Here is a 12853-nt window from a genome sequence, read left to right on the forward strand (position 1 = left end):
TCCGGTCACTGCTGCTGGTCACCCATCAAGGGTAAGGGGGTGCCGGGGGTACCCCCGGCCACTGATCACCGCGCCGGGCGCCGGGGAGGCTCCGCCGGACGGGGAGGCGTGGCGGGACGGGAGGCTTCGCGGGACGAGAGGCTTCGCGGGCGGAGAGGCTTCGCGGGACGGGGAGTCTGCTGGAACTGATGTCTGCGGGACAGGTACCCGTTCTATATTCAGTTCGTCACACCGGATGAAACCACGACTTTCCTTCCCCGAAAGCAGCAACGCCGATGCCCCGCACCGCCCGCAGGCGCGCCCGAAAGCGGGCGCGCTCCCGCACGGTCATATCCGTCGTCTCCGTACTGGCACTCGTGGCGATCGCCCTGGTGTGCGGCAGGCTCCTCGTCGGCGGTGACGACGACAGCGCCGTGGCCCGTGAGAACGGCGACAAGGGCGGTGGATCCGCGGCCGAGCCCCAGGGGCCCGGAGGGAAGGCGGAGGCGGGGAAGCGGCGCGACGACGAGCCCTGGGACGGCGAGGTGAAGATCCTGGGCGACGGGTCCACCTCGTACACCGGGCCACAGCCGGGACAGCTCAAGCCGGAACGCCTCAAGCCGGGGCAGAAGCCTCCGCAGTTCGTGGTCTTCTCGTGGGACGGCGCGCTGGAAGGGGACGACCGTCTCTTCTCGCACTTCCGGCAGGTGGCCAAGGAGAGCAAGGCCCATATGACGCTCTTCCTGACCGGGATCTATCTGCTGCCTTCGGCGAAGAAGGATCTGTACAGCCCGCCGCAGCACGGGCGCGGCGCGGCAGCCATCTCGTACCCCACCGAGGAGCACATCAGGACCACGCTGGAGCAGCTGGGCGGGGCCTGGAAGGACGGGCACGAGATCGGCTCGCATTTCAACGGGCACTTCTGCGGCGCCAAGGGCGGCGGGGACTGGAGCGTCGCGGAGTGGAAGAGCGAGACGCGGCAGATGTACGACATGGTCAAGAAGTGGAAGACCAACACGGGCTTCACGGATCTGCCGCCGCTGCCCTTCGATCCGGACCGTGAGTTCACCGGGGGCCGGGCGCCGTGCCTGGAGGGCCAGAAGACGCTCATCCCCGCGGTCAAGCAGTTCGGCTGGCGCTATGACGCCAGCTCACCCGGTGACTTCCAGATATGGCCCAAGAAGAAGAACGGTATCTGGGACTTTCCGCTCCAGATGGTGCCGTACCCGGGCAAGGAGGTCCAGGTGCTCTCCATGGACTTCAACTTCCTCTACAACCAGTCCAAGGGCGAGACGAACGGGAATCCGGCCCTGTACCCCACCTGGGAGAAGACCACCCGCGACGCCTATATGAACGGCTTCAACCGGGTCTTCAACGGCAGCCGCGCGCCGATGTTCATCGGCAACCACTTCGAGCAGTGGAACGGCGGCATCTATATGAACGCGGTGGAGGACGTCATGCGGGAGGTCTGCCCCCGTAAGGAAGTGAAGTGCGTGTCCTTCCGGGAGCTGGCCGACTGGATGGACGCCCAGGACCCGAAGGTGCTCGCCCGGCTCCAGGGCCTCGACCCGGCCCAGAGCCCGGACTGGAAGGCCGTCGTGAGGTAGTCGGGATGTGGACGGGGCAACCGCGCCCCGGACGTACCGGCCGCCCGGCCGGCCCCGGGGTGTGATGCCCCGGTGGCGGCACGGCCCGCTCAGGGGCGTGCCGCCACGGTCTTCGTGTAATCCCGCCAGATGGTCGCGGGCAGGGCGCTGCCGGGCGTCTCGCCGGCCTCGCCGCTCTCCCCGGCCTCGCCGGTCTCGCCCGTCTCGCCACTCTCCCCCGTCTCGCCGGTCTCGCCGCTCCCGCCCGCGACGCCGTCCAGGGGCAGCAGCTCCAGCTTGCGCAGGTCCATGCGGTACAGCACCACCGCGGTGGCCTCCTTGGAGGTGTACCCCACGAACCAGGCCGCCGTGTTGTCCGTGGTGGTCCCGGTCTTGCCGGCCGCGCGTACGCCCGGGACCCGTGCCGCCCGGCCGGTCCCCTCCTCCATGGCGCCGGTGAGCGCGTCCGTCACCTGTCCGGCGACCTCGGCGGAGAAGGCGCGCCCGGTCTCGGGGTCCGGCAGGTCGATCTCCGAGCCGTTGCGGGTGACGCGCACCACCGAGTACGGCTCCGTGTGCGTCCCCTTGGCGGCGAAGGTGCCGTAGGCCGTGGCCATCCGGATGGCGCTGGGCGTGGAGTTGCCGAGTGCGAAGCCGGGCACCTGTTCACCGAGGCTGGACGGCAGGAGACCGGCTCTGCGGGCGTATGTGCGCACGCGGTCCAGACCGGTGTCCATGCCGAGCTGGAGGACCGTCGAGTTCACCGAATGGATCATGGCGTCGCGCAGGGTGATGCTCGTGCCCCAGTCCTTCCCCCCGTCGTTCTCGCCCTTCACCACTTTGCCGTTGCGGTCCCAGTACGGCCCCTCGGGCGTCATCACGGACGCGTTGTTCTGGCCGTTGTAGGTGGTGGCGGGGGTGACGGTCCGCCGCGGGGCGTCCCGTTCCCGGACCACCCCGTCGCTGAGGGCGGCGGCGTAGACGAAGGGCGCGAACGCCGAACCGGCGGGGACTGTGACGGCGTTGGCCTCGTTGAAGCCCTGCTTCACGAAGCCCGGCCCGCCGTGGACGGCGAGGATGCGGCCGTCGGGGGCCACCGTCGCGGCGCCGGTCCGCACGAACGTGTCGGCCTTCCGCTTCTCCGGGTCGAGCCTGCGCCGCGCCTCGCGCACCGCCTTGTCGAGGGCGTCGGTCCGCTTCCGGTCGAAGGTGGTGTGGATCTGGTAGCCGCCCAGGTCGAAGTCCTTCTCCCCGACCTTCTCCGTCCGCATGACGTAGGACTTGGCCAGCTCCACGAGATAGCCCTGCTGTCCGTTGAGATCGGTGCGGCCACTGGTGGTCTGGGTGGGTTCCGGGAAGGTGGTGTACCGGGCGCGCTCGGCCGGGGACAGCTTGCCGATGGCGACCATGCGGTCGAGCGTCCACCTCCAGCGCTCCACGGCGCGCTCGCGGTTCCTGGGCCCCAGGGTCGGGTCGTACAGCCCCGCGCCCTTGAGCAGGGAGGCCATGAACGCCGCCTCGCTGGGGTTGAGTTGGGTGACCTCCTTGCCGTAATACGCCTGGGAGGCCCGCTGGATGCCGTAGGTGCCGCGCCCGAACCAGCTGGTGTTGAGGTATCCCTCCAGGATCTCGTCCTTGCTGAACGTGTTGTCCATCTTGATGGCCAGCAGCATTTCGCTGACCTTGCGCGAGAACGTCTGGTCCTGGGTCAGGTACACGTTCTTGACGTACTGCTGGGTGATGGTCGAGCCGCCCTGGGTGTCACCGCCGCCGACCATGCGGGACAGGGCGCGGAGGATCCCGGACGGGGAGATGCCGGGGTCGGAGTAGAAGCCGGCGTTCTCGGCGGCGAGTACGGCCCAGCGGACGTGTTCGGGGACCCGCTCCAAGGGCATCTCCTGCCGGCTGACCCACCCGGTCGTGGCCATCTCGCTGCCGTCGGCCCAGAAGTACACGTTGTCCTGCTGGGTGGCGAAGGAGTTGGGGTCCTCCGGTATCTCCGTCCGCCAGTACGCGACGGTGATACCGGCGGTGAGCAGTCCCGTACAGATCAGGAAGGCGCCGAGGAGCTGGCGCCGGGAGGGGATCCAGCGCCGGTAGCCGTCGCGGCCCGGGCGGGGGTACGCGGGGCGCATGCGCCGCAGCCACGGCATGGCTCGCCTCGCCACCGGCTCCAGCCACAGCCGCAGTCGCGGCCGTAGCGGGTGCCGCCCGCCCACGGCGGGCACCACGCGTCGTATGCCGCGCTCCGCAGGCTTGCCCCGCCTACCCACGGCGTATCACCGCAGACGGCTGCGGACGCACCGTACAAGCGGTGGACGCGGTACGCGCGCTCGACGCGGTATGCGCGGTGCACGCGGTATGCGCGGCTGCCGCGTCGGCCGGACGCGAAACCGTCTGCGGGGACCCCCACAACCCACACAACTTCACAACTCTCTCCCCATTTCAAGAGGCCGTCTCCACGGCGTCTCGACGAGCACAGCGTACGTACGTCAGCCCCGTCCGCGCTCCCTCGCCCCCGGCACGCTGACCGGGGCGCGGCAATGCGAAGATTCCGTGCCCGGCGTGTGGGCCGGATGAAAAGGGGAAAAGACCGTTGAAATCTAAGAGACTTACCATCGCTCTCGGAGTCGTGGCCTCTGTGGGGCTGTCGGCGGTGCTTCTGCCGCAGGCGTCGGCCGGTATCACGGAGGGTCCGGCCGTCCCGGGCGGCGCCGTGGACAGTCGCACGACGGCGACCTTCGAACGCGTCGCCGACGCGGTGCTGACCGACCGCACTTCGGCACTGCTGGACCGCCCCGCCGCGCGGCGCGGCGCCCTCACGCTCGACAAGGGCATACGCCTGGCGTCCGGGCTTGCCCGGGCCGAGGCCAACGGCCTGGCGACGCTCAAGGGCCGCAAGGCGCGGCTGGCCAGTCTGGGCGAGGCGTACACCGCGGCGGACACGAAGGTCGCCGTGGACAGCGTCCGGATCAGCGACGGCCAGGCCGTGGTCCGGGTCACCGAGACAACCACCCTGACCTACAAGAAGATACGCGGTGACGAGCCCGCGACCACGGGGTTCCAGGCCCACCACGAGATGCGCTTCGCCCCCGGCGCCGGGGGCGGCTGGGACCTGGCGGGCATCGAGTCCGAGGACCGGGGCATAGCGGCCGTCAACCAGCCCGACACAGCGGCGCGCGCGGGGGCGACCACCCCGCCGCGCGGCACCCCGGCCGCCACCACCCGGCCGGCGCCGAGCGCCCCCAAGACCCAGACCGCGACGGGTTACGACTACCGGGCCATGGCGGCCTACGCGGAGAGGTACTGGTCCAACTACAACCCCGCGTACCGCAAGTTCAACGACGCGGGCGGTGACTGCACCAACTTCACCAGCCAGGCGCTCAAGGCGGGCGGCTGGAAGCACGCCCCCGGTGACGGCACCGACTACCGCACCTGGTGGTACGGCTCCACCACGCAGTCGACCTCCTGGGTGGGCGCCGACGAGTGGTCGTGGTTCACCCTCTCCAGCAAGCGCGCGACCAACCTGAAGAACGCCTACCAGCTCGGTGTCGGCGACATCATGCAGATGGACTTCAACAGAGACGGTTCCAAGGACCACTCGATGATGGCCACCTACCGCAGCAGCAGTGGTATGCCGTACCTGACCTACCACTCCGTCAACACCTACCGGAAGTCCCTGGCGAGCATCATCGCCTCCTACCCGAACGCCGTGTACTACGCCTACCGCACCTGACGGACCCGTCCGCGTGGCCGACCGGCCGATCGGCCACGCGGGCGCTGGGCTGGTCATGATCTGCTCGGGCGGCCCGCGCTCCGTGCCCGCCTCGCTCGCGATGGACTGGGCGCGGCCGGACTCGCCCACTCGGTGGCCTTGGCCGGTCCGGGGCGATGTGCCGCCGGCCGTTGCGGGGCGGTGTACCGCCGGCCCTTGGGGGGCGGTGTGCCGGCGGGCGTTGCCGGGCCGTTGCCGGGCCGTTGTCCGCCGGGCCTGGTCTTCGCGGCGAGTGAGCTGGCAGGATCGCGCCATGCTCCCGGTCCTGTCCCGTCTCCGTCGCCGCCGTGCCCTCCAGGGGTCGGCGGTGGCTCTGGTGGTGCTGGGGCTGCTCCTGTGGTGGCTGGTACCGGTGGGGGAGCCGTCTCCGCGCGGAAAGGTCACCTTCAGCACCGGCGTGCCGACCGGGGTGTACCAGCGGTACGGCAAGCTGCTGGAAGAGGCGCTGGGGCGGAACCTTCCGGATGTGGCGATAACGCTGCAGAACAGCGAGGGCTCCCGGCAGAACCTCGCCCGGCTCACATCCGGCGAGGCCGATTTCACGATCGCCACGGCGGACGCGGTCGCGACGTACCTCCGGGACGACACCCCCGGCGCGGGCGAGCTGCGCGGCTGCGCCCGCCTGTACGACGACTATGTGCAGCTGGTCGTGCCCAAGGACTCAACGGTGCGCTCCACCCGTGACCTGCGTGGCCTGCGGGTCGGGGTCGGGCAGGAGGGGTCGGGCGTACGGCTGATCGCCAACCGGTTGCTCCAGGCGGCCGGGCTTGATCCGGAGACGGGGGTCAAGCCGGTCCTGGCCGGGATCGACACCATGCCGGGGCTGCTGCAGCGGGGACAGCTGGACGCCTTCTTCTGGTCGGGCGGCCTGCCGACCAGCGCCGTGCAGAAGCTGTCGGAGCGCTTCCCGATCCGGCTCGTACCGCTGGAGGCCGACCTGGTCGACCGGGTGCACGGGGGCGGGGGCAACGGCCGCTACTACCGTTCCGCCGTGGTGCCCGCCGACGCCTACGCGCTCGCCCAGGACGGCCGGCCGGTCGAGACGGTCGCCGTGGCCAACCTGCTGGTCACCACCGAGCGCATGGACCCGGCGCTGACGGAGGCCTTCACGCGGACGGTGATCCAGAGCCGGGACCGCATCGGCCGCGAGGTGCACCCCGCGCAGCTGGTCGACCTGCGCACGGCGGTCTACACCGATCCCCTGCCCCTGCACGAGGGCGCCCGTCGCTACTACCGCTCGGTGAAGCCGTAACGGCCTGGGTCGTGTCCGCAGCGTTCAGCGCAGCGGCGGCTCGGTGCGCGGCACGGTGACCGTGACGCGCAGACCGTGCGGCTCGTGGTGGGCGTACGCGATCGAGCCGCCGCCCGCCGCGAGCAGGGCGCGCGAGATGGACAGGCCGAGTCCCGAGCCCTTGATGTTCTGGTGCCGGTTGCTGCGCCAGAAGCGGTCGCCGATGCGCGCGAGCTCGTCGTCGGTCAGGCCCGGGCCCCGGTCGGTGACCACGATGGTGGAGGTGTCACCGTCGGCGGCGACGGTCACGGTGACCTCCTCCCCGGCCGGGGTGAACTTCAGCGCGTTGTCGATCACGGCATCGAGCGCGCTGGACAGCGCCACCGGGTCGGTCCAGGCGGTGACGGCGGAACCGCACCCGGTCAGGCGGACGCCCTTCTCGTCGGCGAGCGGACGCCAGGCGGCGACCCGCTCGCCGGCCAGCTCCCCGATGTCGGTGAGCCGCAGGTCGGCCGCGGCGTGCTCGGCCAGCGCCAGGTCGAGCAGGTCGTCGAGCACCTGGGCCAGGCGCTTGCCCTCGGTGCGTACGGAGGCGATCTCCTCGTTCCCCGGGGGCAGTTCCAGCGCGAGGAGCTCGATGCGCAGCAGCAGCGCGGCGAGCGGGTTGCGCAGTTGGTGCGAGGCGTCGGCGACGAAGGCGCGCTGCTGCTCCAGCACCTCTTCGACGTTGTCGGCCATCTCGTTGAACGACCGGGCGAGTCGGCGCAGTTCCGGCGGGCCGCCGGCGGCCGCGACCCGTGAGTTCATCCGGCCGGTGGCGATGTCGTGCGTGGCCGCGTCCAGGACCCGCACCGGCTTGAGCACCCATCCGGTGAGCCGGAACGCCGCCCCGACAGCCAGCAGCATCGCCGCGAACTCACCGGCCGCGATCAGCAGCCAGCCGTGCAGGATGCGCGAGCGCAGCTGCCCGGTCGGCGAGTCGGTGAGCACGACGGCGACGACGTCCCCGTCCCGTACGACGGGTGAGGCGACCGCGAGCCGGGCGTGCGGCTGCCAGGGCCAGACCTGGGGCGGGTCGTGGCTGCGGCGGCCCAGCAGGGCTTCCCGGAAGGCCCGGCGCGGCTCGCCGCTCTCGGGAACCTCCCAGTCCTTGGGGGCGCGGGCCATCGCGGTGCCGTCGCGGTAGAAGACGCCGACCTCGATCCCGTACACCTCGTGGTAGCGGACCAGTTCGCCCTGGAGGGTGGACTGCCGCTCGTCGACGCCGGGGCCGCCGGGCTCGGTGACGAACTGGGCGAGGGCGGCGAAGCGGGCCGTGTCGTCGATCCGGTCGACGACGACGGTCTGCTGCCGCGCGGCGGCGAGGCTCGCGGCGAGCGGGAAGCCGAGCGCGAGCAGCACACCGGCCATGAGGACGATGAGCAGCGGGAGCAGACGCGTACGCACAGGGGCTGCTGCGCCTTACGCGGCCGGGGCCGGGGCGACCAGGCGGTAGCCGACGCCGCGCACGGTCTCGATGAGGGCGGGCATCCGCAGCTTGGCGCGCAGGGACGCCACATGGACCTCCAGCGTGCGGCCGGTGCCCTCCCAGCTGGTGCGCCAGACCTCGCTGATGATCTGCTCCCGGCGGAAGACGACGCCGGGCCGCTGCGCGAGCAGGGCGAGCAGGTCGAACTCCTTGCGCGTGAGCTGGACCGCCGTACCGTCCACGCTGACGCGGCGGGTGGACAGCTCGATGGTGACGGCGCCCAGGCACAGCGGCGTCGCCGGGTCTTCCGTGCCGCCGCCCGCGCTGTCGTCGCCGTCCGCGGCGGCGCCGGAGCGCCGGCTGACGGCGTGGATACGGGCCAGCAGCTCGCCGGTGTCGTAGGGCTTGACGACGTAGTCGTCGGCGCCGAGGTTCAGCCCGTGGATCCGGGAGCGGACGTCCGCCCGCGCGGTCACCATGATCACCGGTGTGGTGGTGAGCTTCCGGAGCTTGCCGCACACCTGGTAGCCGTCCTGGTCGGGCAGGCCGAGGTCGAGGAGTACGACGCCGAACGGCGGCCGTCCGGCATTGGCGGCGGGCAGCACGGCCTGGAGCGCCTCCTCGCCGTTGCGGGCGTGGGTGACGTCGAAGCCGTGCCTCTTGAGGATGGCGGACAAGGCCGCGGCGACATGGTCGTCGTCCTCGACGAGCAGCAGTCTCATGGCCCCCCTCCAAAAAGGTGCGATCGCTTCGGTGACCATATGGTCACCTGGGCATGAACGCCGATGTTCGGGCCGTCAGTCAAGAGTGTTCGCCTTGCGGCGGGGTTTCCGTTATCCACCCGTACTGCGGCGAGCCACCCCGTTCACGCATAGTGCCGGGTTGCAGCCGGATCGTTATCCTCAATTTCCGCTCAGATGTAATGACGCTGGTAGCACTGCGTGATTAGGGTCCTCCCAACCGAGCAGGACGGAGCAGCCGATGAGCGGAGTGTCAGTGACCAAGGGCGCGGAGGACGCCGGACCGGCGACGGGCGACCTGGTCGTACTGAGCAACGTCAACAAGCACTTCGGCGCGCTGCATGTGCTCCAGGACATCGACCTGACCATCGCCCGTGGCGAGGTCGTGGTCGTCATCGGGCCGTCCGGGTCCGGCAAGTCCACGCTGTGCCGCACGATCAACCGCCTGGAGACGATCGACTCGGGCTCCATCACCATCGACGGCAAGCCGCTGCCCCAGGAGGGCAAGGAGCTGGCCCGGCTGCGCGCCGACGTCGGGATGGTCTTCCAGTCGTTCAACCTCTTCGCGCACAAGACCGTGCTGGAGAACGTCATGCTGGGCCAGGTCAAGGTCCGCAAGGCGGACAAGAAGGCCGCGGAGCAGAAGGCACGGACGCTGCTCGACCGGGTGGGTGTGGGCACGCAGGCCGACAAGTACCCGGCGCAGCTGTCCGGCGGCCAGCAGCAACGCGTGGCGATCGCGCGGGCGTTGGCGATGGACCCGAAGGTGATGCTCTTCGACGAGCCCACCTCGGCGCTCGACCCCGAGATGATCAACGAGGTCCTCGAGGTGATGCAGCAGCTGGCGCGCGACGGGATGACGATGGTCGTCGTCACCCACGAGATGGGCTTCGCCCGCTCCGCCGCCAACCGTGTCGTCTTCATGGCCGACGGCCGGATCGTCGAAGAAGCCACGCCGGACCAGTTCTTCAGCAGTCCGCGCAGCGACCGGGCCAAGGACTTCCTGTCGAAGATCCTTCACCACTGAGGATCCTTCACCGCTGAAGCTCTTCACCACTGAGGATCTTCATCACTGAGGATCTTCACCACTCAGCATCCTTGGCGACTCACGGGTTCGCCCAACGGATTGACCCTGACGGATTCACCCTGACGGAACCCTCGCCACTTGGCGGGTCCTTCGCCGCTGACGACCAACGAACCACGACATAAGGGATGTTCACCATGAAGCTCCGCAAGACGGCCGCCCTGGCCGTTGCTGTGCTCGCGCTGACCGCCACCGCCTGTGGTGGCAAGGAGGGCTCCGCCGGGGACAAGCCGGGCGGCGTGCAGCCCGGCGCGTCGAACGCGCCGGCCCTGCCCAAGTACATCGTCGCCACCGATGTGAAGCTGGACGCCTCGCCCACCTTCAAGGCGGCCAAGGAGCGCGGCAAGCTGATCGTCGGCTCCAAGGCGGACCAGCCGTACCTCGGCTTCGAGGACCAGGCGACCAAGAAGCGCTCCGGCTTCGACGTCGAGATCGCCAAGATGATCGCCGCCGAGCTGGGCTTCACCGAGTCCCAGATCGAGTGGAAGACGGTCGACTCCAGCACCCGCGAGACCGCCATCTCCAAGGGCCAGGTCGACTACTACGTCGGTACGTACACGATCAACGACAAGCGCAAGGCGCAGGTCGGCTTCGCGGGTCCGTACTACAAGGCCGGCGCCGACCTCCTGGTCCGCAAGGACGACACCTCGATCACCGGCCCGGAGAGCGTCAAGGGCAAGAAGGTCTGCTCCATCAAGGGCTCGACCCCGCTCCAGGAGATCAAGAAGCCGCAGTACGGGGCTCAGACCACCGAGCTCGGCAAGTACTCCGACTGCGTGCAGCAGCTGCTCACCAAGCAGGTCGACGCGGTGACGACGGATGACGCGATCCTCAAGGGTTACGCCGCCCAGAACCCGACCAAGCTGAAGGTCGTCGGCAAGCCGTTCACCGAGGAGCCGTACGGCATCGGCATGAAGAAGGAAGACAAGGCCCTGCGCGACGCGGTCAACAACGCGTTGGAGAAGCGGATCAAGGACGGCACGTACAAGAAGATCTACGAGGCCACCCTGGGCCTGTCCGGCTCGGAGTACACCGCGCCGCCGGCGATCGAGCGCTACTGACCGCCGCTCGTCGCCCGCCGGAGCGCCCCGTACACGCACGCGTCACGACGCACGAGTCATGACCCATGTGTCACGACCCATGTGTCACGACCCATGTGTCACGACCCGCGAGTCACGACGTACGCGTCACGACCCGCGTACGGGGCGCTCCGGCCCCACCGCTTCGCACGCACCTTGACCGCCAGCCGCTGACCGCCGACGCGGAGACCTCATGAACGTACTGCTCGACTACTTCCCAGAGTTCCGCGACGGTTTCATAGGAACCGTGTCGATCACCGCCGTCAGCACGGCCATCGCGCTCGTCCTCGGCGTCGTCATCGCCGGCTTCCGCGTCTCCCCCGTCCCGCCGCTGCGCTGGTTCGGCACCGCGTGGGTCACCCTGCTGCGCAACACGCCGCTGACGCTGCTGTTCCTCGTGACGACCTTCGTGGTCCCCGAGATCCTCTTCCCGGGCATGAGCGCCTTCGTCCTCGGCTCGCTGGCGCTCGGCTTCTACACCTCCTCCTTCGTCTGCGAGGCGGTCCGCTCCGGCATCAACACGGTGCCGCTCGGCCAGGCGGAGGCGGCCCGCTCGCTGGGCATGACGTTCTCGCAGACGCTGCGGCTGATCGTGCTGCCGCAGGCGACCCGTACCGTGCTGCCGCCCATGAGCTCGATCCTCATCGCGCTCACCAAGAACTCGGCGATCGCGGGAGCGTTCAGCGTCACCGAGCTCTTCGGCTGGCAGAAGCTGTTGAGCGAGGAGGGGTACGACATCGTCCCCATCTTCCTCTGGGTGTCCCTGGCCTACCTGGCGGTCACCTTCACCATCAGCGGCATCTTCCGCATCCTTGAGCGCCGCCTGGAGGTCGCCCGATGAGCGCCAGCGTTCTCTTCGACGCCCCCGGCCCCAAGGCCATCGTCCGCAACCGCGTCTACGCCGTCCTCGGCACCGCCACCATCCTGGGGCTGCTCGCCGTCATGATCGTCCGGCTGAGCGAGAAGGGGCACCTCGCCCCTGAGATGTGGGACATCTTCAACTACGCCGGCATCCGGCAGAACATCGCCGACGCCGTTCTCGCCACCCTGAAGGCGTTCGGCATCGCGGCGGTCGGTTCGCTGGTGCTCGGTGTGCTGCTGGCCGTGGCCCGGCTCTCCGACCACAAGCCGGTCCGGTGGCTGGCCACCGGCTTCATCGAGCTGTTCCGCTCCATCCCGCTGCTCATCACCATCTACGCCGTGTGGGTCGGCTTCCTGACCGACTACTCGATGTGGGCGCTGGCGGTCGGCCTGTCGGTCTACAACGGCTGCGTCCAGGCCGAGGTCCTGCGCGCCGGCGTCAACTCCGTACCGAGGGGCCAGCGGGAAGCGGCGTACGCGCTCGGCATGAGCAAGACCCAGGTCATGGCCACGGTGCTGATGCCGCAGGCCGTCCGGGCCATGCTGCCGACGATCATCAGCCAGCTGGTGGTGACCCTCAAGGACACCTCGCTCGGCTTCATCATCCTGTATCCCGAGCTGCTCCAGACCGCCCGCCTGATCGCCTCGAACACGCAGGTCAACGGCATGTACCCGTACGTGTCGACGATCGTCGTGATCGGCGCGATCTACGTGGCCATGTGCATGGCGCTCTCCGCGTTCGCCACCTGGATCGAGAAGCGCGGCCGCCGCGCCAAGACCGGTATCGGTACGGCGGCGGCCGCTGAACCCGCCGCGGCCGGTGCCGTACTCGGCGGCGAGGCCGGCCAGGCGGCCGGCAACACGGTGATCATGGGGGGTCCCGGCGGGGGCGACGGGGCCAGTGGGGGCAACGGAGCCGGTGGGGGTCCGGGCAACTGACGGTATGTGACATCATCCGGGTGTCTTACGTGTTGTACGGGGGCAGTGGCGGTCGCGCCGCTGCCCCCGTCACTTGACGCAAGCACCCGCAGTGGGTTGCATACGTTCTGT

Annotated in this window: 10 protein-coding genes; 7 read left to right on the forward strand and 3 right to left on the reverse strand. The window is 69.7% G+C overall.

Annotated elements, in window-relative coordinates; genetic code table 11:
- Positions 1–275: 275 nt before the first annotated feature.
- Complete coding sequence (locus tag QWM81_RS01345; RefSeq protein WP_290109499.1) at positions 276–1586, forward strand: polysaccharide deacetylase family protein; 1311 nt, start codon at positions 276–278, stop codon at positions 1584–1586.
- 89 nt (positions 1587–1675) lie between these two features.
- On the opposite strand, the gene QWM81_RS01350 is transcribed toward QWM81_RS01345, so the two are convergent.
- Complete coding sequence (locus QWM81_RS01350) at positions 1676–3700, reverse strand: transglycosylase domain-containing protein (protein WP_435372308.1); 2025 nt, start codon at positions 3698–3700, stop codon at positions 1676–1678.
- Positions 3701–4197: 497 nt separating this feature from the next.
- On the opposite strand from QWM81_RS01350, the gene QWM81_RS01355 reads away from it, so the two are divergent.
- Both QWM81_RS01355 and QWM81_RS01360 read left to right on the forward strand, forming a co-directional pair.
- The gene (locus tag QWM81_RS01355; RefSeq protein WP_290109500.1) at positions 4198–5301 is read left to right on the forward strand and encodes an amidase domain-containing protein; all 1104 of its coding nucleotides are present in this window, start codon (positions 4198–4200) and stop codon (positions 5299–5301) included.
- Between the two features lie 292 nt (positions 5302–5593).
- On the forward strand, positions 5594–6592 hold the full coding sequence (locus tag QWM81_RS01360) for a TAXI family TRAP transporter solute-binding subunit (protein ID WP_290109501.1): 999 nt from the start codon (positions 5594–5596) through the stop codon (positions 6590–6592).
- A gap of 24 nt (positions 6593–6616) precedes the next feature.
- Here the strand turns inward: QWM81_RS01360 and QWM81_RS01365 are convergent, their stop codons facing one another.
- Positions 6617–8017 (reverse strand): sensor histidine kinase, encoded by a 1401-nt coding sequence (locus tag QWM81_RS01365; RefSeq protein ID WP_290109502.1) that lies wholly within the window; start codon positions 8015–8017, stop codon positions 6617–6619.
- A 15-nt stretch (positions 8018–8032) separates the two neighbouring features.
- Positions 8033–8761 carry a response regulator transcription factor gene (locus QWM81_RS01370; RefSeq protein WP_290109503.1) on the reverse strand — a complete coding sequence of 243 codons (729 nt, stop codon included), beginning with the start codon at positions 8759–8761 and terminating at the stop codon, positions 8033–8035.
- 259 nt (positions 8762–9020) lie between these two features.
- Between QWM81_RS01370 and QWM81_RS01375 the strand changes: the two genes are divergently transcribed.
- From QWM81_RS01375 to QWM81_RS01390, 4 genes are all read left to right on the forward strand, one after another.
- Positions 9021–9806 carry an amino acid ABC transporter ATP-binding protein gene (locus QWM81_RS01375; RefSeq protein WP_290109505.1) on the forward strand — a complete coding sequence of 262 codons (786 nt, stop codon included), beginning with the start codon at positions 9021–9023 and terminating at the stop codon, positions 9804–9806.
- Between the two features lie 194 nt (positions 9807–10000).
- On the forward strand, positions 10001–10924 hold the full coding sequence (locus QWM81_RS01380) for a glutamate ABC transporter substrate-binding protein (protein WP_290109507.1): 924 nt from the start codon (positions 10001–10003) through the stop codon (positions 10922–10924).
- Between the two features lie 211 nt (positions 10925–11135).
- The gene (locus QWM81_RS01385; RefSeq protein WP_290109508.1) at positions 11136–11783 is read left to right on the forward strand and encodes an amino acid ABC transporter permease; all 648 of its coding nucleotides are present in this window, start codon (positions 11136–11138) and stop codon (positions 11781–11783) included.
- Positions 11780–12742, forward strand: a complete 963-nt coding sequence (locus tag QWM81_RS01390) for an amino acid ABC transporter permease (protein ID WP_290109509.1) — start codon at positions 11780–11782, stop codon at positions 12740–12742. Before QWM81_RS01385 ends, QWM81_RS01390 begins: the two co-directional genes overlap by 4 nt.
- Positions 12743–12853 lie beyond the last annotated feature (111 nt).

Source organism: Streptomyces ficellus (assembly GCF_030406405.1).
Taxonomy (GTDB): Bacteria; Actinomycetota; Actinomycetes; order Streptomycetales; family Streptomycetaceae; genus Streptomyces; species Streptomyces ficellus_B.